At 67.4% G+C, this 25184-nt stretch carries 16 protein-coding genes; 12 read left to right on the top strand and 4 right to left on the bottom strand.

Features of this window, described 5'->3' with window-relative positions; genetic code table 11:
* The first annotated feature begins 7 nt into the window (after window positions 1-7).
* From CMC5_RS20920 to CMC5_RS20885, 8 genes are all read left to right on the top strand, one after another.
* Complete coding sequence (locus CMC5_RS20920; RefSeq protein ID WP_050432073.1) at window positions 8-736, top strand: energy transducer TonB; 729 nt, start codon at window positions 8-10, stop codon at window positions 734-736.
* Window positions 733-3261 carry a TonB-dependent receptor domain-containing protein gene (locus tag CMC5_RS20915; protein WP_082362664.1) on the top strand — a complete coding sequence of 843 codons (2529 nt, stop codon included), beginning with the start codon at window positions 733-735 and terminating at the stop codon, window positions 3259-3261. Before CMC5_RS20920 ends, CMC5_RS20915 begins: the two co-directional genes overlap by 4 nt.
* On the top strand, window positions 3258-4400 hold the full coding sequence (locus CMC5_RS20910; protein ID WP_156338756.1) for a hypothetical protein: 1143 nt from the start codon (window positions 3258-3260) through the stop codon (window positions 4398-4400). The genes CMC5_RS20915 and CMC5_RS20910 overlap by 4 nt, the downstream gene beginning before the upstream one ends.
* A gap of 990 nt (window positions 4401-5390) precedes the next feature.
* Window positions 5391-6506 (top strand): AAA family ATPase, encoded by a 1116-nt coding sequence (locus tag CMC5_RS20905; protein ID WP_050432070.1) that lies wholly within the window; start codon window positions 5391-5393, stop codon window positions 6504-6506.
* 161 nt (window positions 6507-6667) lie between these two features.
* A complete protein-coding gene (locus tag CMC5_RS20900) occupies window positions 6668-7309 on the top strand; it encodes a class I SAM-dependent methyltransferase (RefSeq protein WP_245677662.1) in 642 nt (213 codons plus the stop codon).
* Window positions 7306-8277: an NAD-dependent epimerase/dehydratase family protein gene (locus tag CMC5_RS20895; RefSeq protein WP_063796321.1), complete on the top strand. Its 972-nt coding sequence runs from the start codon at window positions 7306-7308 to the stop codon at window positions 8275-8277. Before CMC5_RS20900 ends, CMC5_RS20895 begins: the two co-directional genes overlap by 4 nt.
* 224 nt (window positions 8278-8501) lie before the next feature.
* Window positions 8502-10397 (top strand): phosphoenolpyruvate carboxykinase (GTP), encoded by a 1896-nt coding sequence (locus CMC5_RS20890; RefSeq protein ID WP_050432068.1) that lies wholly within the window; start codon window positions 8502-8504, stop codon window positions 10395-10397.
* Between the two features lie 221 nt (window positions 10398-10618).
* Window positions 10619-11005, top strand: a complete 387-nt coding sequence (locus CMC5_RS20885; RefSeq protein WP_050432067.1) for a hypothetical protein — start codon at window positions 10619-10621, stop codon at window positions 11003-11005.
* 65 nt (window positions 11006-11070) lie between these two features.
* Here the strand turns inward: CMC5_RS20885 and CMC5_RS20880 are convergent, their stop codons facing one another.
* Window positions 11071-12591: a M4 family metallopeptidase gene (locus CMC5_RS20880; protein WP_169796606.1), complete on the bottom strand. Its 1521-nt coding sequence runs from the start codon at window positions 12589-12591 to the stop codon at window positions 11071-11073.
* Window positions 12592-13085: 494 nt separating this feature from the next.
* Here CMC5_RS20880 and CMC5_RS20875 point away from each other — a divergent pair, with 494 nt between their 5' ends.
* Both CMC5_RS20875 and CMC5_RS20870 read left to right on the top strand, forming a co-directional pair.
* The gene (locus tag CMC5_RS20875) at window positions 13086-14123 is read left to right on the top strand and encodes a PEGA domain-containing protein (protein WP_050432065.1); all 1038 of its coding nucleotides are present in this window, start codon (window positions 13086-13088) and stop codon (window positions 14121-14123) included.
* A 417-nt stretch (window positions 14124-14540) separates the two neighbouring features.
* Window positions 14541-15350 carry a hypothetical protein gene (locus CMC5_RS20870; RefSeq protein WP_156338755.1) on the top strand — a complete coding sequence of 270 codons (810 nt, stop codon included), beginning with the start codon at window positions 14541-14543 and terminating at the stop codon, window positions 15348-15350.
* A gap of 1061 nt (window positions 15351-16411) precedes the next feature.
* Here the strand turns inward: CMC5_RS20870 and CMC5_RS20865 are convergent.
* On the bottom strand, window positions 16412-17242 hold the full coding sequence (locus CMC5_RS20865; protein ID WP_050432063.1) for a LamG-like jellyroll fold domain-containing protein: 831 nt from the start codon (window positions 17240-17242) through the stop codon (window positions 16412-16414).
* Window positions 17243-18073: 831 nt separating this feature from the next.
* On the opposite strand from CMC5_RS20865, the gene CMC5_RS20860 reads away from it, so the two are divergent.
* Window positions 18074-19273, top strand: coding sequence for a LamG-like jellyroll fold domain-containing protein (locus CMC5_RS20860; RefSeq protein WP_050432062.1), 1200 nt, complete (start codon window positions 18074-18076; stop codon window positions 19271-19273).
* 1529 nt (window positions 19274-20802) lie between these two features.
* Here CMC5_RS20860 and CMC5_RS20850 read toward each other — a convergent pair.
* A complete protein-coding gene (locus CMC5_RS20850) occupies window positions 20803-21882 on the bottom strand; it encodes a hypothetical protein (RefSeq protein ID WP_050432060.1) in 1080 nt (359 codons plus the stop codon).
* A gap of 1115 nt (window positions 21883-22997) precedes the next feature.
* On the opposite strand from CMC5_RS20850, the gene CMC5_RS20840 reads away from it, so the two are divergent.
* A complete protein-coding gene (locus tag CMC5_RS20840; protein ID WP_156338754.1) occupies window positions 22998-24131 on the top strand; it encodes a LamG-like jellyroll fold domain-containing protein in 1134 nt (377 codons plus the stop codon).
* A gap of 181 nt (window positions 24132-24312) precedes the next feature.
* Here CMC5_RS20840 and CMC5_RS46005 read toward each other — a convergent pair whose 3' ends face one another.
* Window positions 24313-25167 (bottom strand): hypothetical protein, encoded by an 855-nt coding sequence (locus tag CMC5_RS46005; protein WP_050432057.1) that lies wholly within the window; start codon window positions 25165-25167, stop codon window positions 24313-24315.
* Between the last annotated feature and the right edge of the window lie 17 nt (window positions 25168-25184).

Below are 25184 nucleotides of genomic sequence, written 5' to 3'. Positions count from 1 at the left end.
ACCGATCATGCCGCGCACCTCCTTGCTCTACGCTGCGAGCATCGCCGTCCACGCGCTCCTCGCGGCCTCGGTGCTCACCATCAAGCAGCGCGAGCGGCGGGAGAACATCGCCATCTCGGTGACCGAATCGAAGAAACCTCCGGAGCCCCCGAAGCCCATCGAGGCCCCTCGTCTCCCGCCACCGCCCGAAGAGAAGGCGCCGCCACGCCCAGCAAAGGCCCGCACCGTCGCCGAGCCGAAGGCGGAGGCCCCCCCACCCGAGGCAAAGGCGCCGAGCCCCACCTCCGCCGCCCTCGACGCCCTGCCGGACTTCGGCCTCAGCTTGAGCGGCGGCGCTGGCCCTGGCCTGGCCGTGCCCGCAGGCGGTGGCCCCCCGCCCGTCGCAGCGAACGCGGCCCCCCGCCCCAGCGCGACCACGCCACCTCCCCCGAAGGCCCTGGCCCCTCGCCCTGTCGACGACTGCACCGAGGCCGTCGTCAAACCGAAGCCCAAGCGCGTCCCTCAGCCTGCGTACACCGCGAGCGCGCGCGAAGCGGGTGTCGAGGGCCGGGTCCGCGTCGAGGTCACCGTCGGTGCCGACGGCCAGATCACCGGTGCGCGCATCCTCTCTGGCCTCGGCCATGGCCTCGATGAAGCCGCCCTCAGCGCCGCGCGGAGTGGCAGCTTCGAGCCCGCGACCCGCTGCGGCAAGCCCGTGAGCGCGACCTTCGTGATCGCGATGCGCTTCTCTCTATGAGCCGTCCCCTCGCCCCGCGTCGCATGGACGCCCGCACGCTCGGCCTGGCGATCGCCACCGCGTTCTCCGCGCTCTCAGCACTCGCGGCGGTCCCCCTCCCCGCCAGCGCGCAGCCCACCCCGACGAACGCCGCCCCGCGCCTCACGCGCCCCCCTCGTGTCCTCCAGTTCGTCGAGGCGCCCTATCCCGAGGCCGAGAAGGCTGCGGGCCGCGCCGCCTCCGTCGTCCTGCGCATCGGCATCAGCGCCACAGGAACGGTCGATCTCGTCGAGGTGGTCGAGTCTGCCGGCCCCGCCTTCGACGCCGCAGCGCAGGAGGCCGTGCGCCGCTTCCTCTTCGAGCCTGCCGAGATCGACGGCAAGCCCGCCGCCATCCGCATCCACTACCGCTACGACTTCGTCCTGCGCGACGAGCCCCCTTCGCCCGCTCCCGCGCCCGACCCCCTCCCCGAGCCTCCAGCGCCCGACGACGACGGCCCACCACCGACCCCTGACGGGGCGCCCCTCGACGGCCCTGCACCGAGCGGCGACGTGCCCGACGACCTCGAGATCGTCGTCACCGCGCCCGTCGATCGCAAGCAGGTCGTCTCCAGCGAGATCTCTGCCGACGAGGGCCGGCGCGTCGCCGGCACCCAAGGTGACGTCCTCAAGATCGTCGAGAACCTCCCTGGCGTCGGCCGCGCGACCGTCGGCACGGGCCAGCTGGTGGTGTGGGGCGCCGCGCCGCAGGACACCCGCGTCTACGTCGACGGCGTGCGCGTGCCCTTGCTCTACCACCACGGCGGCCTGCGCTCCGTCGTTCACTCCGATCTCGTCCGCTCCGTCGAGCTGTCCCCGGGCGGCTATGGATCCCCCTACGGCCGCGGCCTCGGCGGCCTCGTCTCCGTACAGCTCCGCCCCCTGGAGGACGACGGCTTCCACGGTGCCGTCGCCGCCGATCTCCTCGACGCTTCGGCCATGGTCCGCGCCTCCGTCGACGAGACATGGCGCTTCGCGGTCGCCGCGCGCCGCAGCCACCTCGACGCCCTCCTCCCCGCCTTCACGTCAGAAGACGTCGGCGTCCTCTTCCCCATCCCCCGCTACCACGACGGCCAGGCCCGCGTGACCCACGCCCTCTCCGACCGCAGCTCCGTGGAACTGGGCGGCATGCTCTCCGGCGACTTCATCGATCGCACGGTGCAGAGCGCCGATCCATCGCAGCGCAAGCGTGAGTCCCGCAGCGTCACCTGGAACCGCGCCTACCTCCGCTACCGCCACGACGCCGACGACGGCGCCGTGGTGACCGTCACCCCCTGGGGCGGCACCGAGCAGACCTCCCTCACCAACCACTTCGGCGGCACCCCGGCCTCGCTCACCGCCAGCACCACCGTCCTCGGCCTGCGCGCGAGTTACCGCGGAAAGCCGCGCCCCTTCCTCTCCACCACCGTGGGCCTCGACGCCGAGGCCGCGCGCACCACCCTCGAGCGCGCGGGCTCGATCACCGCACCGCCACGCGAAGGCGACATCCGTGTCTTCGGGCAGCCCCCCTCCGACCAGATCAACGTCGACACCTGGTCGACCGTCATCGCCAGCGCCGCCCCCTTCGCCGAGGCCGACCTCGCGCTCTTCGGCGATCGCGTCCACGTGATCCCGGGCCTCCGCTTCGAGCCCTACGTCATCTCCGGCAGCCGCCGCACTCCTCGCGAAGGCGACACCCCGAGCATCGGCCACGCCACCGCCGACATCGTCCTCGAACCCCGCCTCGCCATCACCGCCGATCTCTCCCCGCGCGTCCGCGTCAAGGCCGCGTACGGCCTCTACCACCAGCCACCCCAGCCCGAAGACCTCTCCGCCGTCTTCGGCAGCCCCCTCCTCTCGACCGCCAGCGCGCACCACGTCCTCGTCGGCGCCCTCTACCGGCTCACCACCACCCTCTCGACCGAGCTCACTGCCTTCTACTCCGCGTCCAGCGGCCTCCCTGCCCGCAGCCCCCTGCCCGCGCCGCTCCTCGCCGAGGCCCTCGTCCCCGACGGCCGCGGCCGCGCTTACGGCGTGCAGATCCTCGTCCGCAAGGAGATCGCCTCGGGCTTCTTCGGGTGGATCACCTACAGCCTGATGCGCAGCGAACGCCAGGATCGGCCAGCCTCCCGCGTCCGGCTCTTCGACTACGACCAGACCCACGTGCTCACCGCCGTCGCCACCTACGAACTCGGCTGGGGCGTCGAGCTGGGCGCACGCTTCCGCCTCGCCTCGGGCATGCCGCGCACACCGGTCGTCGGCGCCACCTACGACGCCCAGCGCGATCTCTACCAGCCCGTCTTCGGCCCCCAGAACACCGAGCGCATCCCCGCCTTCGTCCAGCTCGACGCCCGCGCTGCGAAGCGTTTCCGGTTCGGCTCCACCGAGCTGGAGATCTACCTCGACGTGCAGAACGTCACCCACCGCAGCAACCCGGAGGAGATCGTGTACAGCTACGACTACGGCGAGAAAGGCTTCATCACGGGCCTGCCGATCCTCCCCTCCCTGGGCGCGAGGTTCTCGTGGTGAGCTGTGCAAAGCTCGGCCACGGCGCACGTACTCTCCGCATGCATGCTCTCCGCAGGCACGTCTTCCGCACACTCAGCTTGCCCGCGCTTGCCCTGAGCGCGCTCACGGCGTGCACGCCAGAGCTGGAGAGCCGCCCCTCGCAGCTCCTCGCCCCCCGCCTCCTCGCCGTCCAGGCCGAGCCCGCCGAGGCAGCACCGCGCGCCCCCATCACCTTCCGCGCCTTGCATGCCTCGCCTGAAGGCAGCGCGTTCCCGACGATCAGATGGGCCTTCTGCATCGCCCGGAAGCCGCTCACCGAGCCGGGCACCATCGCCTCCACCTGTCTCCGCCCAGACGATCCGACGCTCCTGCCGCTCGGCGAAGGCCTGCACGCCGGGGGCTCGTTGCCCGAGGACGGCTGCCGCCTCTTCGGTCCCGATCGCCCCCCACCCGTCGCCGGAGAGCCCGCCGGACGCGCCGTCGATCCCGATCTCACCGGCGGCTTCTACCAGCCCGTGCGCCTGCACCTCCGCGAGGACGGCGGAGACACCTACGCCACCTACGGCGCCCGCATCACCTGTGGCGTCGCCGGCGCCACGCCTGCCCAGGCTGCGGAGCTGCGCAGCCGCTACCGCGCCAACGAGAACCCCGAGCTCACCCTCGCGTGGCGTCACGACGGCATCGACGAGCCCCTCACGCCCGAAGCGACGGAGGAGCCCACCGGAACGCCAGATCCCGGCCAGAACCCCGCAGCAACCGTGCGCGCCGGCGAGACGCTCTCTCTGCGCGCTGCCTGGCCCTCGTGCCCAGAGGAACCCGTCTGTGGCGACGGTCTCTGCACGCTCGACGAAGACCTCGCCGCCTGTCCCGCCGACTGCACCGCCCCGCGCGGTTGCAGGGGCGCCGAGTTCTACGTCGCCTTTGACGCCCAGGCGGCCGCCGTGCAGCGCCGCCGCGAAGGGCTCCTCGTCTCGTGGTTTGCCACCGCTGGCGCCTTCGACGCCGATCGCACGGGCCGCACCGGAGACGAGGCCGAGACGACGACCGACAACACCTGGACCGCGCCCGACACCCCCGGTGAGGTGCGTCTCTGGCTGGTCCTCCGCGACGATCGGGGCGGCACCGGGTGGCAGTCCTACCGATTCGCCGTCACCCCTTGAGCGGCGCCGAACGGGGCAAGGCATCGAGGGACGAGGCATCAAGGGACGAGAGCCAGCACACAGGCTGCCGGGATGTCGACCAAGCATGGGGCTGGACCACCAGCGCTTCAGACCCGACCCATCCTGAACAACTTACATAGGTAGTTACGGGAACGCGGCGAGCACCGACCACCATCCTGGAGGTTCCCTTACAGGACGGATCCACGTGCGGCTCACTGCGGTACGCCGTGTCACGTTTGCATTCATGTGACCCCATGAAATCCAGTTCACTTCGCTCGGTGACCTGTCTCCTCGCTCTTGAAGTCCCATCACCCAATCGCCGGACCCAGACCTCGCGATCGCCCGATCAGAATCTCTCGGTCACTGGACCCAGACCTCTCGATCACCCGATTCCAACCCATCGGCTTCAACACCCCTATTTGTAGGACATCATACTCAGACCACGCGGTCCCGCCGCTCCACCTCTCGGTCATCCAACCCAGACCACTTGGTCACCGGACCCAGACCACACGATCCCGCCACCCCACCACTTGGTCACCGGACTCACGCCACAAGGTCCCGCCGCTCCACCTCTCGGTCATCTGACCCAGCCCACACGGTCCCGCTGCCCCACCTCTCGGTCATCCGACCCAGCCCACACGGTCCCGCCGCTCCACCTCTCGGTCATCCGACCCAGCCCACACGGTCCCGCTGCCCCACCTCTCGGTCATCCGACCCAGACCACACGGTCCCGCCGCTCCACCTCTCGGTCATCCGACCCAGACTGCTCAGTCACCAGCCCCCATCCTTTCGGTCTCGAACCATCCGGCCCACAGTCGATCTGGAGGTCGAGACGGCTTGTCGTTCCTCGCCGCCTTGGCCCGACACCTCGGCATCCAAGCGCTCTTCTCGACATTCTCTTGCAGGCGACGGCTCGTCGCTCGTACCCGAACGCATGCTCGCCGAGCAGGGCTTGACGGTACCCGTGGGGTTGCGTCCCCTTCGGGAACCATGCTCACCACCCTCGAAATTCGAGGCTTCAAGGCCATCCGGGAGACGAACATCATCGTGCTCGGGCCGCTGACGTCGCTGTTCGGCCACCGTGACTCGGGTCAGAACGCGGTCATCGAAGCGTTGCAGTGGCTCCAGGATGCCATCGTGCATGGGCTGCACGGTGCGACCCTGCGGCAGGGCACGACGTTCGAGGGCCTCCTCCACGACGGCGCGCGCCGTGTCGCCTTCGTGATGACCCTCGGTTCGGAGGAAGAGGGCGAGACGAGCTACGCACTGGAAGTGGCGACAGATGACGCGGGTGTGCCGGTGGTCCGGCACGAGTCGTGTCGAGAGGGGAGCGACAGCGTCACGGCGCTGTTGACCATCCATTCGCGCCAGGTAGCCGGGAAATCGTGTGTGCGTGGGATCGAGGGAGCGAGCCCGCTACGTGATCCGGACACGCTTGCGCTCTCCTTCGTGAAGAAGGCGCGGGCTCCCGGGGCCGAGCGTCTCCGTGATCTCCTTCAGGACGCCGTGTTCCTGCGCCCGAGCTACATGGCGCTGGGCTTCAGAGAGCGTGTGCAACCAGGCGCGGGAGCTCCGGTTCTCGACGACCCGAGGCGACGCGATGAGGAGGGCAGAGCAGTGGTCGCACTCCTCCGACGCCTGACGCCGGAGGTGCGTGCCCTCGTGGTCACAGAGATCGCGCAGCTTTTCCCAGGGGAGCGCGGGAACGGGGCGCTGGCGGTGGGAGCGGGCGATGGAGAAACGCTCGCTCGGCACGAGGGTGGCACATCGCCGCAGGGCGAGGCCGAGGCCCTGCAAGTCCCTTCCTGGCTGCTTTCGGAGGGCATGCGCTGGGTCACGGCCCTCTTCGCACTGCTCGTCGTACGGCCACGCCCCCGCCTGATCGTGGTCCAGGAGATCGAGCGCGGTCTCGACGCCGGAGCGCTGAACGGCGTGCTTCGTGCGCTTCGACAGGCCTCCCGAGAGGGCATCCAGGTGCTGCTGTCGAGTCACTCTCCCTCGCTGCTCGACCAGATGACACCAGAGGAAGTCATCCACGTGCAGTGTGAGGAGGGGGAAACCGTCTTCGAGTCCGTGGACGGCCTGGAGGAGGTGCTCCTTCGGTAGGTGCCCGCTCGGCGCGCCCTGCCCTCTCCGGGCTCCTCCGCGCAGCGCGGTCCATGGTGAGAATCCCGTGCATCACGACGCTCTGGTGTTCCCTCGTGCAGCGCCGCTCGCCTTTCGTTAGTAGAACGACCTCGGCTCCTCCTGCGGACCTGAACTCCACCGTGATCCGAAGCGCTCTCTTCGCCCTCCATCACCGCACCGTCTCCGTGCCCCGCGCCGAGCGCGTCGCCACGGCGCTCGCGAACACCATCGGCCACGCCGGGTCTCTCCTCGACATCGGGGCGGGCGACGGCGTCATCGCGCGCGATCTCGCCCAGCGCGTCGGTGCGCAGCGTGTCGCAGGCGTCGACGTCAAGCTCCGCCCGGACCCTTGCATCGACGTCGTCCACTACGATGGCGAGCAGCTTCCCTTCCCGGACGGTGCCTTCGAGATCGTCGTCCTCTCCGACGTGCTCCACCACTGCGCCCGCCCCGCGGTCGTCCTCAGCGAGGCCCTCCGCGTCGCCACGCGCGCCGTCGCCATCAAGGATCATTTCCGCTTCGGCCCCCTCTCCGACAAGATCCTCCTCGCCATGGATGTCGCGGGCAACGCGGCCCCGGGGGTCCTCGTCCGAGGCACCTACTTCTCACCGGCCGACTTCGTCGCGCTGGTCGAGGAAGCCGGCGGTCGCGTCGCCGACCTCACCTGGCCCCTGCGCATCCACGACCTCCCGTTTCGCCTCATCACCTGGGATCGCCTCCAGTTCGCCGCGCGGATCGAGCACGCGCGCGAAGACGCGCCCCTCACCCCGGAGACATCGTGAAATCCTTCGTCATCGGCGGCGCCGGCTTCATCGGCAGCCACCTCGTCGATCGCCTCGTCGCGCGTGGACCCGTCACCGTCTACGACAACCTCTCCGTCGGTCGTCGCGACTTCATCGCAGCGCACCTCGATGCTGGCCGCGCCACCCTCGTCCAGGCCGACGTCCTCGATCTCGAGCGGCTCACCGAGGCGCTCACCGGACACGACGTCGTCTTCCATCTCGCCGCCAACCCCGAGGCCCGCTGGGGTCTCACCAACACCCGCCTCGACCTCGAGCAGGGCACCATCGCCACCTGGAACGTGCTCGAAGCCATGCGCCGCGCAGGCGTCCCTCGCCTCGTCTTCTCCTCGTCGGGCACCGTGTACGGCGACACCGAGCATGTGGCCGCCGAGGACGATCTCGGCGCGCTCCCCATCTCCCTCTACGGCGCCAGCAAGCTCGCGGGCGAGGCCCTCATCAGCGCCTTCACCGACTGCTTCGGCCTCCGCGCGCACGTGTTCCGCTTCGGCAACGTCGTCGGCCCCCGCGGCACCCACGGCGCGGCGCTCGATTTCCTGAAGAAGCTTCGCGAGCACAAGACGGAGCTGGAAGTCCTCGGCGACGGCCGTCAGGCCAAGCCGTATCTGCATGTCCACGACTGCGCGGACGGCATCCTCTTCGGCCTCGACCACCCTCCTCCGGACGAGCGCCTCCCCACCTTCAACCTCGCGCCCCCCGACGTCACCAGCGTGGCCCGCATCGCTGCGCTCTGCATCGCCGCGTCACCGTATCCGGAGGCCGTCATCCGCTATACCGGCGGCGATCGCGGCTGGCCTGGTGACGTCCCGCGCTCCCGCATGAACCCCGGCAAGCTGGCTGCACGCGGCTTCCGGGTGCGCTACACCAGCGACGAGGCGGTGCGGCTGGCCGTCGAAGCCCTGGCGACCGAGGTATTTCCTCCGAAATCCACGGCCTCCGGGGTCTCGTAGGTCCAGCGCGTCGGCCTCCCGCGCGCTCCACCCCCGGAAGTCCCCGCGCTCCATGCCGGGAGAACGAGGACGAACGACGGAGCACCGCGTCGACCGCACATCTTCTTCAGGGTTTGGTCTCCGTTTCGGCCCCTCGCGGTGGTAAACCGGGACCCGGCACGACGCAGAGACCACCGGGGGGGCTGGGTAGGCCGCCTCCGGCAAGAGAAACGGAGGATAGCGACTTGTCCGAAGCAACCACTGTCCAGGGCTCCAGGCCGGACCTTCCCGAGATCAAGAACGAGAAGCTCCGGCGGTGGATCGATGAGGTCGTCGCACTCTGCCAGCCCGACCGCATCCATCTCTGCGACGGCTCCGACCAGGAGTACGACGCGCTCTGTGAGCTGATGGTCAAGGCGGGCACGCTGACCCGACTGAACCCGGAGAAGCGGCCCAACAGCTACCTCGCCCGATCCGACGCCAGCGACGTCGCCCGCGTCGAAGACCGCACCTTCATCTGCAGCCGCCGCCGCCAGGACGCGGGGCCGACGAACAACTGGTCCGATCCGGACGAGATGAAGGCCACGCTGCGCCGCCTCTTCGAGGGCTCGATGCGCGGCCGCACGATGTACATCATCCCGTTCAGCATGGGCCCCCTCGGCTCGCCGTACTCACACATCGGCGTCGAGATCAGCGACTCGCCCTACGTCGCCGTGAACATGAAGATCATGACCCGCATGGGCAAGAAGGCCCTGGAGGTCCTCGGCGACGGCGACTTCGTCCCCTGCTTGCACTCGGTGGGCGCGCCGCTCGCTCAGGGCGAGAAGGACGTGGCCTGGCCCTGCAACCGCGAGAAGTACATCGTCCACTTCCCGGAGGAGCGCGCGATCTGGTCGTTCGGCAGCGGCTACGGCGGCAACGCGCTGCTCGGCAAGAAGTGCTTCGCGCTGCGCATCGCCTCCGTCCTCGGCCGCGACCAGGGCTGGATGGCCGAGCACATGCTCATCCTCGGCGTCGAGAACCCGCAAGGCGAGAAGACCTACGTCTCCGCCGCGTTCCCCAGCGCCTGCGGCAAGACGAACTTCGCCATGCTCATCCCGCCGAAGGGCTTCGAGGGCTGGAAGGTCACCACGGTCGGCGACGACATCGCATGGCTCAAGCCGGGCCGCGACGGCCGCTTGCACGCGATCAACCCCGAGGCCGGTTACTTCGGCGTCGCTCCCGGGACCTCGATGAAGTCGAACCCGAACGCGATGCTGACGATCGAGAAGAACTCTCTCTTCACGAACGTCGCGCTCACGCCGGACGGTGACGTGTGGTGGGAGGGCATGACCGACACGCCGCCGAAGGAGGCGATCGACTGGCAAGGCAACGCCTGGACGCCGGACTGCGGTCGCAAGGCAGCGCACCCCAACGCGCGCTTCACCGCACCCGCGTCGCAGTGTCCCTCCGTCGATCCTCGCTGGGACGATCCCAACGGCGTCCCCGTCGCCGCGTTCATCTTCGGCGGTCGCCGCCCGACCACCGTCCCGCTGGTGTACCAGGCGTTCAACTGGAACTTCGGCGTCTACCTCGCCGCCACCATCGGCTCCGAGACGACCGCCGCCGCCGTCGGCAACGTCGGCCAGGTGCGCCGCGACCCGATGGCCATGCTGCCGTTCTGCGGCTATCACATGGCCTCGTACTTCAACCACTGGCTCCAGATCGGCCGCGAGATCGCGAACCCACCGCGCATCTTCTCGGTGAACTGGTTCCGCAGGGACGAGCAGGGCAAGTTCCTCTGGCCGGGCTTCGGCGAGAACATGCGCGTCCTCAAGTGGATCGTCGACCGCTTGCACGGCCGCGCCTTCGCCGAGGAGAGCCCCCTCGGCTGGATGCCTCGCTACGAGGACATCGAGTGGAAGGGCATGGACGGCTTCACGCGCGAGCAGTTCTACCAGCTCATGGAAGTCGACGGCGTCGCCTGGAAGGCCGAGCTGCGCTCCCACAACGAGCTGTTCGAGGCCCTCTACGATCAGCTCCCCAAGGAGTTCCTGCTCATGCGCGAGCTGCTCCTCTCGGGCCTGTGGCGCTCCCCTGAGACGTGGGAGCTCGACCACGAGCACCACTTCGACGACCACCACCATCACCACCACCGCTGATGGCACCACCACGGCCGGGTGCTGACGGCGCTCGGCCTGGTTCAGGACACGATCCTGTCCTGGTCCATTCCTCCCCCGCCTGGATCCCGACCTGTCCATCCCCGCCGGCCCGGACCGCGCGCATCCCGCACACAACCTCGCGGATTCTGACGCTTTCTCGCCTCCTCATGGCGTGGCACGCGGATTGTTAGCTCTCCGTCCGAACCTCGACGGAGACCCCCATGCGAGCAGAAGCGACAAGCAGGTGGATCGAGCCGCTCTCCGACGGCGCCGCTCCCAGCGACCCTGGCCGCCGCACGGCAGAGGTCGTCACCCACGACGGCGACATCGACGTCCTCTGCCCCTGCAACCTGGGCCCCAAGGGCGCGCCCGTGCAGCTCGCCTTCCAGGCCTACGACCACGCCGACCCGCCCTTCAGCATCCGGATCAAGGCCCCCTCGGGCAAGGTCGTCGTCGAGCGCGTGGTCCGCGACGAGGCGCTCACCGGCCGGACCCGGGGCATCTCGGTCGACTTCCGCCCCGATCTCGCCGGGGACTACAGCGTCGAAGTGAAGCAGGTCTACGGCGAACTCCGCGGCAAGGCGACCCTCCGCGTTCGCTTCAGCTGATCCCGCAGCTCAGTTCACCCCGACCAGCGACCGCGGCACCTGCCCACGGCCACTGCTCTCTCCGCTCAGTTCACCCCGACCAGCGACCACGCCTGCCCCACGGCCGTCGCCTCGGCGCTGCCGCTCCCGTGGAGCGCCGTCGCCGCGTTGATCATCGCCGTCCGCGCCTGCGCGAAGTTCGTCGACGAGGTCATGTACGACGTGAGGGCCTTGTAGACGATCGCTGCCGCCTTGTCGGCGCCGATGCCGGCCATCGAGCCGCCCCGGTGGTGCTCTCCGCCCACCGCGAGCAGGTAGAACATCTTGTTCACGATGCCCGAGTTGATGTGGACGCCACCGTTGTCCGCCGTCCCCGTGTACCGCTCGCTGTAGTGGTCCGGATCCCCGTTCGCCGTGTAGCCGTTGTTCGGCGCCCTGTGCGGGTCATCCATGTAGCGCAGCGCATCTCCTGGCGTCCCCGGCGTGTATGCATCCTCCCCGATCAGCCACGTGTTCGCGCTCTCCCCGCGCGCCGACCGCTCGACCATCGCGCCCATGATGTCGGCGATCGCCTCGTTCAGCGCCCCGGACTCGCCCGAGTACGTCAGGTTCGCCGTCCGCTCGATCACCCCGTGCGTCATCTCGTGCCCGCAGATGTCCAGCGTCACCAGCGGCGAGAACGTGGTCCCATCGCCGTCGCCGTAGGTCATCACCGACCCGTTCCAGAACGCATTGTTGTACTTCGTGCTGTAGTGGACGCGCGACACCACGAGCTTCGAGCCGCCATCCTTCGCGTTGACCGTTCCCGGGCCGTTGTTCCCGTCGATCCCGTTCCTCCCGAACGCCGTCTTGTAGAAGTCGTAGACCTTCCCTGAAGCGTAGTGCGCCTCCACGCCTGCGTTCTGCGCGTTGCCCGCCAGGGTGCCCCACACCAGTCCCGTCGATGCGAAGTCGTAGGTCGACCCGGCGAACCCGAACATCGCCAGCAGCGCGCTCGGCGTGTTCCGGTTGTCGCGCGTCGCGATCCGCCGCGTCGTGTCCTCCAGGGTGTACTGGCCCGACGCGGCGTACGTGTTGATCTGCACCTGGCCGTTGTAGAGGCTGTGGCCCGTCGCCACCGTGTTCGTCTGCAGGTTGTCGTAAGACCAGAGCGTCTCGCCCCCCAGCGCGTCCACGAACACCACCGGCATGCCCGTCTGCGCAGAGCCATCCTCGCGCCGCAGGGACACGCGGTAGGCGAGGCGCGCTGCGTCCTCCATCGGCAGCACCCAGAGATCCGCCGTCGGCTCGTCCGTCAAGCAGTCCACGCAGTCGTAGCCCGCGAGCACGATGTCGATGGCGACCTCGGGCCCGAACGCGGGTGTCACCTGGAGGTCGCCAGACACCTTGCGCGCGATCGCATCGGTCACCGCGAAGACGCCACCATCGCGTTCCAGATGCACGATCGCTTCGCCCCCGAACACCGGGACGCCGTGCACCACCTGCTGCACGCGCGTGTGCGCCATGCGCAGCTCGTCGACGACGACGTTGCGCACCTCGAGATCCCGGCGCGCTTCGATGCCCTCGGGCGCGAGCCGACCTTCCAGCTCGCCGAGGCTGATCTCCACCGCTGCCTTCAATTCTTCGTCGGAGCCCTCCCCAAACACCTCGGGTGTCCCTGACGAGCACCCTTGAACAGCGAGGAACGAGAACGGAACCATCGCGCACAGCGTGAGACCCACCCGGACGCGCAGAGCACGAGAAGACCCGGAGACGCTCATCGGTTCGACCTTCTTTCCGTCGCACGAAAGACGACAGAAAAGAGGCTATCAGCGTCACGGGCGGCCCTTCCAAGCGTCCTCGACGCGCGACCCGAGGGAGAGCGACACGCCGTCCGAGCCTGCCCGTGGCGCGCTCCGCTCCGCCTCACCCGCGTCGACCACGCCGATCCCAGGCGAATTTTCCAAGCCGGCGCCCAGAATTCCAGACGCACTGCGGCGTGAACATCTCTTGCCGTCCACGCCTCACGCCGCGAAGATCGCAGAGCGCCTGGGCGGACCGTCTCCGCTCCAGGGCATGAAGACGCAGATCCCGCGACGTACACAACGAGGAAGAACGACGGATGCTCGGCAAGTCTTCGCTTTCCACGCCCCCCTCCCGACGGTTCAGCCGCCCGCTCTGGGCCGCCACGCTGGCCACGGCCTTGCTCGCGCCAGCCCTCTGGAGCCCGGCGGCCCACGCGGCCGACGAGGACCCGAACGCGCGCGCGACGGCCCGCTACGAGGCCGGCCAGGCGGCGGCAAAGAAGGGGAAGTGGCAAGAGGCCTACGCAGCGTTCCGGGAGGCGTGGTCGCTGCGGCGGCATCCGCAGATCGCGCTGAACCTGGGGCGGGCAGCGCTGAAGATCGGGGAGCCGCGGGAGGCGGCGGAGCGGCTGAGCTTCTTCCTGCGCGAGTCGCCCGAGCTGGCGCCCGGCGATCGGAAGCAGGTGGAAGTGCTGCTGGTCGAAGCGAAGAAGAAGGTGGGGACGTTGACGATCGGGGTGAACCGGCCCAACGCGGAGCTGTTCATCGATGGTACGCCGCTGGGGCGAGCGCCGCTGGGGTACGAGGTGTTCGCGGACCCGGGGAGCCACGAGATCGAGGCGCGGGTGCCCGGCGGGGGCTCGGCGAAGACCCAGGTGGAGGTGCAGGCGGGGAGCAAGCAGCACGCGGGGCTGTGGGTGATGGAGGTGGATGGGGGGAGCGGGGTAACGCCAGGGGGCGGAGCGGCTGCGGGTGGCGGGGGGTTGGCGGGATCCTCGGGCGGGGAGACGGAGGCGCCGAGCTCGGGGGGCGGGGCGAGGCCGTACCTGATTGGGGCGGGGATCGTGGGAACGGTTGCTGGGGCTGGGGCTGGGGCGGTGCTGGCGGTGCTGTCGCTTGGAAAGGCTTCCGAGGGGCAGGACGCGAGGGACGCCAGGAATCAAGGGCAATACGAGTCGGCCGAGCGCGATCGGGTGACCTTTGCGAATGCGTCGTTCTACACCTTCATCGGAGCCGGGGCGCTGGGGCTGGCGATGGTGGGGATTGCTGTGTTCGGTGGGGGTAGCAAGGAAGGCGATGCCGGGGTGCGGGTGGAAGCGCGAGGGAATGGGCTCGTGGTCCGGGGGGCCTGGTAGATGCTGCGGCAATGGCGGGTGAAGGACGCAAGCGTGGGTGATGGCGCGGAGGCGACGATGAAGCGAGCAGGGCGTTGGGTTGGGGGCGTTGTCGTGGCGGCGTGGGGCGTGGCGGCGATGATGGGGGGGTGCGGGCCGTTCCAGGAGGAGGAGTGGGGGGTAACGGGCTCGGGGGGAGCAGGGGGGGCGAATTCGGGCGGGGGGAGCACGACGACGAGCGAGGGGGGCGGGGGGTTTGGAGGGGGAGCTGCCGGGGGTGGGGGGAGCGGGGGAGATGGCCCGTGCGCGCAGGGGACGACTAGGAGCTGCTATAGCGGGGATGTCAGCACACGGGGGGTGGGGCGGTGCAAAGCGGGAGTGACGTCCTGCGATGAAAACGGTGGTTGGGGGCCATGTGAGGGGGAGACCTTGCCAGCCATGCAGGAAATGCCGGGCGATCTGATCGATGACGATTGTGATGGGACGGCGCTGCTCAACACCGACGTGCTTGTTCGGTATGTGATCAACGAGTCCCCATCGAGTGAGACACCGACGGAACTCATGGACGTGGCCCCGGACCCGCTACCTCTGCCCATCACGTTTGCGGACGCGTTGGCATTCACCGAGGATATGAATGACCATCGCGGTCTTACCTGGCCGGCGCGTGGACAGGGGGGGAGAGCGGCCCGTAGCATCCAGAACACGAAGGTGGCAACCCATCTCGATCAAGCCCAACGGCTCACGCTTGAGCTGGTGGCTGACGTGACCGACAGTGACGGTGGCTCCACCCTGACCCGCTTGTTCTACCTCGGCACCAGCGATAGCGTCGATCAGCTCTCGCTCATTCCACGCAATGATGGCGCGAACCTTCGTCTCTACTTTAACGACAACAATGCCGATGCGCACACTGGAGTGCAGTGGCCTGTCAACTTGCACACGGCAGGTCGCATCGTGCTGCACGTCGTCCTTGATACCACCAAGGCAACTGATTCCGAACGCGTGACCCTCTACCGCAATGGATCCGCTCTGTCTCCAGAGGGAACCCCCACCTGGCCAGGCGAGAATGAACGCCTGAATCTGACCGGAACCAATTCCTTGGCACTTGGGAACCGACCTTCGGGAGGCCGCTCGATCCAGGGCACGCTCTACTACGCCGCCGTCTACATGCGTGCCCTCACCTCCAATGAGGTCGAGAGCAACGCCGCCGTGCTCCTCGCCAACGACGACAACCATACCGTCGACAACTAGGCCTGAAGGAGCAGCGGCTCATTGGTTCACGATGCACTGTAAACAGGCGCTTCGATCCGTAGAAACCGTCGATCGAGCTCGCGGAGAAGTTCGCCAGTGGGACATGAGCCGGTAAGACGGCGCCGAGCAGCGGACAAAGAGAGAAGGCCAAGAGCACGACCTCCTGACCTTCAGTGAAGCGCGGGTACGTTACGGGGTAAACCCCCGCGCACGTGGGTGACGAGGGCCAACAAAGTGATGCCCTCCAAGAGGGTACGTGGATGGGCTGAGTTTCATGCGGTGCGGCAGGTGCAAGCACCTGTTCTGGGTCTGCGCGCGGTGCGACCCGGGACGGCTCTACTGCACCGACGATTGTCGTCGCGTTGCCAGGCAAGAAACGAATCGCCGCTCCAATGCGCGTCATCGTTGCAGCGAGGAGGGGCGACTGGATCACCGGGACAGACAGTGCGCCTACCGCACGCGGCGATCGTGGCGACGCTGCGTGATGGAGCAGCCTGCCAGGGAGTTGGCCCCGTGGTGCACAGTGCGCGCTGCCGGTGCCGTGCCCTGCTTCGAGTTGGAGCGGTCGCAGGTGCCGACGGAGAGCCACATCGATGGATCGAATGCAGGTCATGCTCGCGCCCGAGCCGGAGCGCTTTTTTTCACCACGAAGCCTGCTCGGTACAGAGCGCGCTTGATGCTGGCGACATGATGTAGTGCGTCTCCTCGGAGCCCTCGATTATACTCAGCGCACATTTCCCCCACGGTAGCATCATCAGGGCGCTTGACGATGGCTTCCAAGCATTCGATCTGCACGAGTGAAGGCGTTCCTCCGCCCTTCTTTCTCGGCGTGACGTGACCTTGTCGGCGAAACGGCTAAACTCAGCGTCTGACACTCGCCTCCCCCACCATGAATCTCTGGGCGAGCGCAATATAGCCGCCCTCACCCGCTTCGTACGCCTCGACCACTCTATTCCGCAGTTCAACCGGATGCGCGTTCGGAACGGCGGCTGTAGATCACGCCAGGGGTCTCTTGGCAACCCTGAATGAGCAACTCAGATGTACGCTGGGTTTAGGCGTTTTTAGTTGTCGACGGTATGGTTGTCGTCGTTGGCGAGGAGCACGGCGGCGTTGCTCTCGACCTCATTGGGGGTGAGGGCACGCATGTAGACGGCGGCGTAGTGGAGCGTGCCCTGGATCGAGCGGCCTCCCGAAGGTCGGTTCCCAAGTGCCAAGGAATTGGTTCCGGTCAGATTCAGGCGTTCATTCTCGCCTGGCCAGGTGGGGGTTCCCTCTGGAGACAGAGCGGATCCATTGCGGTAGAGGGTCACGCGTTCGGAATCAGTTGCCTTGGTGGTATCAAGGACGACGTGCAGCACGATGCGACCTGCCGTGTGCAAGTTGACAGGCCACTGCACTCCATTGTGCGCATCGGCATTGTTGTCATTGAAGTAGAGACGAAGGTTTTCGCCAGCATTGCGAGGAATGAGCGAGAGCTGATCGGTGCTCTCGTTGATGCCGAGGTAGAACAAGCGGGTCAGGGTGGAGCCACTGTCACTGTCGGTCACGTCAGCCACCAGCTCAAGCGTGAGCCGTTGGGCTTGATCGAGACGGGTTGTCACCTTCGTGTTCTGGATGCTACGGGCCGCTCTCCCGTCCTGTCCACGAGCCGGCCAGGTAAGACCGCGATGGCCGTTCGTATCCTGGGTGAATGCCAACCCATTCGCAAACGTGATGGGCAGGGCTAGCGGATCCGGAGCCACGTCCATGAGTTCGGTCGGCGTCTGACCCGATGCGGGCTCGTTGATCACATACCGAACAAGCACGTCGGTGCTGACCAGCGCCGTCCCATCACAATTGTCGTCAATCAGATCGCCCAGCGTCTCCTCAGGGGTGGGCACGATCTCCCCCACGCACGGGCCCCAAACACCATCGTCATCGCAGGTCGTCTCCCCCGCTCGGCAGGGCCCCACCCCCTGGGTGCTAGCATCCCCGCTGTAGCAGTCCATGGCCGTTCCCGGCTCACACGACCCCTTTCCCCCCCCCCCACTTCCTCCGGCCCCTCCTCCTCCTCCGCCTCCCCCAACCTCTCCGCCGCCTCCCCCACTCGCCCCCATTCCTCCCGCCTCAACCGTTCCCCCCTGAATTTCGAAGCCATCCAGCCCTGTAATCACACTGCACGCCCCCGGCAGCGTCATCAGCCCGCCAACGGCCATCCACCCGCCCCATCGCCAGATCCACATGATGCCCATCGTTCCTCCTCCAGCGCGTAGTTCCCTGCTCCACGATCCACACCCGTGGACGCGCACTACCCCGCTCCCTCACGGAGCCCATCCCCTCATGCCTGCCCGCACGGCTCACTCCCGCGCGCAGCCTCCGCTCTCGGGCAAAGCCACACCACCCCAAGCAACCTCTCGCGGCTGCTCCGTGCCTCTCCCCACGCCTGCCCTCGTCTCTCCGCCCTCCTCACGCTCCGACTTAACTCGTCCACTCCACGACCTAGCCACGGTCATGCCGCCGTGGTCAAAAGAATGCCCTTTCCGCTAAATTCACGTCCCTATTGCGCCTCGAGGCAGCTCTGGGCCCCTCGCGGCCCGCGCATTCCGCTCATCACGACCGCCCCCATTCCACTCGGCCCCCCACCTCCTCACGCATTCCCGCTACAGTGCTCCCGCCCACACCACACCGACGACAATGAATCCGCACTCGGCAGCGCCCCCAGCGCCTGCCATCCGGAGGCAGACATGACGCGAACGGCGTGGCTGCTCACGACCACCCTCACCGGCACTTTCGGCCTCATCGCGCTCCTCGGTGCATGTGGCCCCTTTCAGTTCGACCCCTGGGACGACCAGGAGACGCTCGCCTCCGGTGCGCCGGACGGCCAGGGCGGCCACGGCCAGGGCGGTGACGACACCGGGACTGGGGCTGGGGGGAACATCCAGGCCTGCACACCAGATCAGTCCAGACCCTGTTACAGCGGGCCCGCAGGCACACAGAACGTGGGCCGCTGCCATCCTGGAGTGACCAGATGCGGATCCATGGGCCACTGGGGGCAGTGCATCGGCGAGGTCGTCCCCACCCTTGAGACGTCCGACACCGCCGAGCTGGTCGACGACGATTGCCGCGGAACGCTGCTGGCCGATGACGGCGTTCTCGTTCGCTACCTGATCAACGATACCGACAAGCTCAATGCCCTCGCAACACTCACCGATTCCGCCTCCAGTCCACTCGATCTCGAAATCGCGCGCACGGACAAGCTCTCATTCACGGCCACCTTTCCGCAGGTGGGACTTCGCTGGTCGACCACGAAAGACCCCGCGAGAGCCTTCCAGCTCATCCAGGGCACCAAGGTGGAGCAGGCGCTTCACCAGACGACGACGGTCACCCTCGAAATGGTGCTCCGGATCGAGGACGCAAAGAAGAATGCGCGGCTCTTCTACCTCGGCCCCGTGTCAGGCGGGGGTGGTGTCGATCAGCTCACGCTCCTGCTCGAAGACAAGACGAAGCTGCGCTTCTACCTTAACAACAAACTCGCCACCCACTGGGTGCTCGACTTCCCGAAGGCGAAGCGGGTCGTCTTGCACCTGGTCATGGATACCTCCCTCGTGACTGCCTCGGAGCGCTGGCAGCTCTTTCGAGATGGGCAGCTCGTTGGCGGCGTGGTCCCCGACTCGGCGCCGGCCCAGGGCACGCTACTCGACATCCCCCCGATGTCGTACCTCATGCTCGGCAATACACCGCCGAAGGGTGGATGCTCGCCCAAGGGGAACATCCACTATGCAGCCGTGTACACCCGCGCCCTGTCCACGCCCGAGGTCGAGTTCAACGCCAGAATCCTCCAGAGGGACGACGACACGCACGTGAGGGCCCAGCATGCAGGCGAAGGGGATGACGCTGAGAACGCGGCCGCGGCCAGAGATGACAGTGAAGTCAACGAGGAGTAAGCCTCTCAATCCCCTTCTCCGCTCACGTCGATTCCCTGATCATGTCAGCCCAGACAATGAGGAGATGGCTCGGCAGCCTGCAGCGCTGATCCTGAAGTCTTGAGTGCTTTGGTAGGGAGACCACTCGATGCCTCGCGGCCAAGTCTCAAGGAAAACTTTCGCAGCAAAAGGTCGTGGACTCGGCAGGCACGACTTCCCCGACGAACGCTCCCCCCTGCGGCGTGCAGACTCCAGGGTCGGATGTCCGGCGGTCGGCCCAGATGCTCGCATACTGCTTTGGTATCGACGTCATCGCACACCCTCCCCGCTCATGGTTCACCGTCGTCCCCAGCATGCCGCTCGTGCAGGTGTCGTCCACACTGAGTCCGACGAACACGGGACAGTTGCTCGATGTCGGCGGCATGCAGTTGCACGGACTGCACGAAGACCGATCGTCCACCGTTCCGTTGAAACGGGACATCTCGGGGTAGGCCGGTGGACACGTAGTGGATGCCGTTTCCTTGAAGATGCACCGTCGAAAGCCTGTGAGAATTGCGGCATCGTCTCCCTGGTGTGGCGACCCTTCGCGCGGAGAACATGCCCTGCCGAACGTGTCCCACGACAGCTTCAACTGCTTTTGCGGTCGCTCTTCCACAGGGTTGCATTCGGTTCGCGAGGTGCCCTGAAAGATGACGCCCTTGGGCGACTTGACTGGCGGAAAGGCCCAGCAGGAGCCGTCCCAGTCCGGCGGTGGAAGAACCTGGATGAGTGGGCCAGCGCAAGTGCCGGTGGTAATGTCGACCCCCTCTGGAAGGAGGCATTGTGGTTGAGTGCATGCGCAGGGCGCGCAGAGGCCATCGCTCCGCAGACCTGCATACCCTTCATAGGTCAACACCGGCACAGTCTCAGGACATGGTGGTGCTTCCGCCTGGACACCTGCCCACAGCCACACCGGGCCCTGCCAACCAACCGGCGTCTCGGCACCGCATTCATTTTGAGTGCAAGGGGAGCTGCCATCCACCGGGCGATTCTCTACAACCTGCTCGGCATCACAGGCGGTGAGCATGACGAGGCCGAGACAGACAAGACGTGATGGCTTTCGAGGGCTTCTTCGCATGAGCGAGTCCCTTTCAAAAGAGCGGCTTATGATTCTGAACGCGCCAGCCCCAGCGATAGAGGCGGCGCCGAACGAACGACCACTATATCACGACGGAATCAACGATTCGTTCGTCCGAGCTGGGATAGGTCTCTCCAGGCTTGCATTGCGGTCAGCCACTGGATTCTATCCAGACACGGCTCATTTGATTTCCTGCTCGAACAAAGCAGGATGCTCCTCCCAATGGCCTTAAATCCCCTGCGCAGAAACCAGGTGAACGCTGGCAATGCAATCAGGAGGCCCAAACAACCCGGACCGAAGCGAACGATGGGACCTGGGTTCGCCAAGGCACCAGGACCAAAGCGAATCGTCAAACCGCTGGAACCCGAGCAATCCAGGGGGCCGACACAGTTCTCAGACCAGAGGCGGAAGGCGTCGAGAAATACCCTTGGCCTCAACGACAACAGAACGTCGCCGGCTCAAGCAAGGTTCCCCCATTCACTAGATTTCCACCGCTTGGCTTGCAACTCCCTGGGTTGCTCGTTTCCAATACAGCATCGACGCTGAGAAGAGTGGATTGGTGGGGGTAAGGAACACATGAGCCATTTGTGATGCTCGACGGGAGCATCTGGCTGTCGCCCGAGCAGTCTGCTCCCTCATACACGGTCAATGCCGCATCACACTCGCCCCCCTCCGGAGCACCGCAGCTACAGGGCAAGCACGACGAATCATCCGCCACCCCACCGTAGAACACCCGCGCCTGCGGATATCCCTCTGGACACGACGGCCCCCACCCTGGCTTCGGGCTCTCGGGCCGCCCGTCACCGCCCTGGAAGACGCACAGCTCGAACCCATCCCGCACCGTCTCCAGACGGGGCGCGCACTCCTCATGGGGCAGCTCGCATTTCCCGGTGACCCGCAATGCCTTGCACCCCTTCGCCTTCGTCTCCCACCCGAACGACGCCTTCTGCACCGAGATCGTCACCGGCTCGCACGCCCCCATGCGCGTGGCCCCCACCCGCAGCGACTCCGGTGCCATGAGCGGATCGATGGCGAGACACGACCCATCCCAGTCCTCGGGGAAGTCCCGCGTCACCAGCGGCACCCCGCACATCCCGTCGGTCGCACTCGCGCTCACCTGCTGCGGGAGCTCACAGCTCGGCGGCGCACACTCGCACCGCGCGCACTCGGGGATCGTCTTCAGACCCCGGTAGCCCTCGTAGACCGGCGCTGGGGCCCGCTCGGGACACTCCGGTTCATCAGCCGGCGTGCCGTACCAGAGCAGCACCGGCCCCTCCCAGCCCAGTGGCGCTGGTGGCACGCACGTCCCCTCGGGGCAGGAGCACGGGTCCGCGCATTCCTTGCAGGGGTCGGGACACGTGTAGATGTCGATCCGGCCGGTCTTGCAGGCCATCAACGCAGCCACCAGGAGAAACGGCGGCAGGAGCAACCCCTCCAGCGCACGGAGCCGCTGCCACCACGCAGCGAGGCTGGACGTGATTCTCGATGGGGACGGCGGCTTGACGGCGGTCACATGGGCCTCGAGGGATCCTGGGCATACACCCACGATGGACGGCTCCGGGGAACGAGCCCCACCGCAGGTCGTGAGCGTCACCCACGAGCATCCAGTGAGTGTCTCGTGTAGCGACCCTCCTACCACGATACCCGCCCTCGCCCATCCCGTCTGCGAACACGCAAAGCGGGCTGGATGCGAATTCTTCGTCTTACGCAAAGCGAGCAACAATTGCCTCCACGAACAGCTTCTCAATGCGAAGCGATTCACCAGGCGTGCGGACGGACAGCGCGCCGGCGCACGAACGCTCGTCACCCGTCCGACGGGGCCTCTTCCGTGGCAGGCCAGAGGCTCGACAGCACAGGTGCGCCTCCCGGGACCTTTCCGGACCTGCGAAGCGGCGGCGTCCTCAGGGTCTTCACCAGCGCTGGCGACAGGAAGCGGTGCAGCAGGCGCGTGTCGTGGGGAGGTACGAGGAGGGAGCGACTCGGTTTCTGGTCTCCGCTGCTCGTGGCGCGATGACCTGAACTGACATAGCCGGCGCCCCCAGAGTCGCCAGGGCAAGTGGTCCGTCGCTTTTCGGCGCTCCGCTTCACGGCATGCGCCTTCTCGATCTGCCCCTTCGACTCCGGCAAGGTGCGGCGACCTGGCTGCAGTACCGTCCCACCCCATCCCGAGAGGTCCAGTCCCTCATCGGCCCTGTTCGACGACGACGGCCTCCGCGAAAGGGGTCGGTGCTCGTCGCGCTGGATTCAACCTGGCTCCCGGCTCTCCAGATGACTTCCTTCCTCGCTCGAAGAGGCGACCTCCTTCCTGCCCGAACCCATGAGCCTGACGCGGCGAAGTCCACGTGTCGCGACAGGCGTCGCCCGGCAGGTGCGTCAGCGAGCTGTACGGCCTCCTCAGGTGGCCAGCGGATCCAGGACGTGGCTCGGCGATCCCTGGGTTCCGTAGACATCCGAAAACGATGCTCAGAGAGCAGGTTCCCTCGCTCGTCACCCCTGGTCGACAGACGAACCACCGAGCCATCTGCAACATCCGGATGGCCTGAGGAGGGTATAGTGGGAGGTCCCATGAGACGAAGACGGGAGAACTCCGCACCACTGCGCGATGTGCATCGGCCTCGGCTCGGCTTCATGCATCGAGCCACGCGGCAGTTCGAGTGGGGCCTGGCAGGCGCATGGGGGTTGCTCTTCGCCATGGCGGCGTGTGGACCGTTCCAGTTCCAGGAGTGGGAGGGGGGCACGACTTCGGGCGGTGGAAGCGCGGGCTTCGGAGGTGCGGGGGGCAGCGGTGCGGGGGGGAGCGACCAAGGAGGTGGAGGCAGCGGAGAGTGCATGCGGGGCGCGGAGCGCGACTGCTCCACCGAGAAGGCGGGCGAGTGCGAGGCGGGGAAGCAGCGTTGCCTGGACACCGGCGCATGGGAGGCCTGCGCTGGAGCGGCGGAGCCGCAGCCCGAGACCACCGATCCCGAGCGCGATGTCGATTGTGGGGGGACCGCGCTGATCGATGCGGGGTTGCTGGTCCGCTATTACATCAACGAAGCAGCGTCGGAAACAGCGCCGGCCCATCTGCTGGATGCCACGCCGGAGCCGGTGAATCTCGCGTTGAATTACGGGAACGGCAACCTGAGCTTCACCGAGATCGCGGGCCACAAGGCCCTGAGCTGGAGCACCATCGATGACCAGGGGATGGCCTCGGCTTCCCTGGTCGGCACCAAGATCCGCTCGGCCTTGGGTGGTGCCACGCGCCTCACCCTGGAGGTGGTGACCAACGTCGAGACCACCAGCAACAACTCCCCCAGGCTGGTCGCGCTGGGATTCAACGATGGTCTCCAGCAGTTCAATCTCTACATTCGCAATGGCCCCTCCCGCCTTCGCCTGGTGATGAACGAGCAGGAGGCGAACACCTGGCCGCTCTCGACGCCCAGTGGCCGGGTGGTGCTGCACCTGGTCATGGACACCGCGCAGCCCAGCGCCGCCGACCGGTGGCGGCTCTACAGGGACGGCCAGCTCGTCCCGGGGGCGCTGCCAGGTTCACCCCTGCCCGAGGGGACGACGCTCGACCTCTCCAAGCCTTCCTCCTTGGTGCTCGGCAACCAGCTGGCCGGCAGCCGCTCTTTCCGCGGCAAGCTCTACTACGTCGCCCTGTACTCCATCGCGTTCGAGGCCGCGCAGGTAGCGGTCAACGCCGCCCTACTCACAGACAACGACGACGACTGGAGCCTCCCAAGAGAAACCCAGGCCCTTGTGCCTCCCTCCCCCCGTTGAGCTTACCGCGTAGTCCCGCCTTCACCCCGCAGCAGCCCCAGCCGACATCCCAGCATCCACCCGCGGCGCGACCTCCCCAGGTCGCTTCGTTCCGCTGACCCTCAGCCACGTACCGCGCCCTCGTTCCCGCCTCCCCCTGACCCTCCCCGAAGCAGCCGCTGGCCCCCTCCACCACCGCCCCTCAGCCCCCCTCCACCACCGCCCCCGCCAACTGGCTCACGACCTCCGCCGCCTGCGCGAACCGCGTCACCGTGAGCGGCATCGTCCCCCCATCGGGCCACAGCATCTCCACCCTTCCCGCTCGCCCACGCAGGATGGCCGTCGGGTCGGCAACCAGCACCTTCCGCGTCGCTTCGGTGACCTGCCCAGCCGCCCAGGCACAGTCCTGCCCGGCCACGATGAACGACCCATCGAACCCGTCATCCCCCGTCTTCGCGGATTGCGCTGCCCAGAACGCCGTCATCCCGAGCGGACCCCGGTGCACGATGTCGAACGTGCGCGTGGTGTCGACAAGGGCACGCACCCGCCAGTATCCGGTCTCCGCGATCCCCAGGCCCCCGTCGGCGACGTTGCCCCGCCGCGGCATCGCGAGGTGGTAGACGACCAGCACCAAGGACTCCCGCTCGATGCGCAGATGGTCCTGGGCCTCCGGCGCGAAGCGCACCTCGTCTCCATCGAGCCAGCCCGTGTGTCGTGCCGGCACCACCTCGCCCGACAGCGCCACCGCGAGCACATCGAGGATCTCGCGACGGGTCCTGTCGCTCAGCCTCTCTTCGGCGGGCACCGCTGCGTCGCGGGCCTCTCGCTCGGCGAACCAGCGACGCGTCTCCCGGCGCCCCCAGACGAACGTGAGCCCACCGCCCACGAGCGCCAGCGCCCCCAGGATGCCTGCCAGAACGCCCGTGTTCGGATCCAGGAACGAGGCCGCGACGAACGCCACACCGAACAGGGCCGCGAAGGGACCGCCGAACATGGCGAGCACCCCGGGCGAGTTGAAACGGTTGGGCTGGTCGCGGTCAGAGGTGCTGGTTTCCATGAGAGGCCGGCTCGGCT

Origin of the sequence: Chondromyces crocatus, from assembly GCF_001189295.1 — a bacterium.
Classification (GTDB): Bacteria; Myxococcota_A; Polyangia; order Polyangiales; family Polyangiaceae; genus Chondromyces; species Chondromyces crocatus.
Note: the sequence above shows the minus strand (reverse complement) of the source record. Positions and strands in the feature narration are given on the sequence as shown.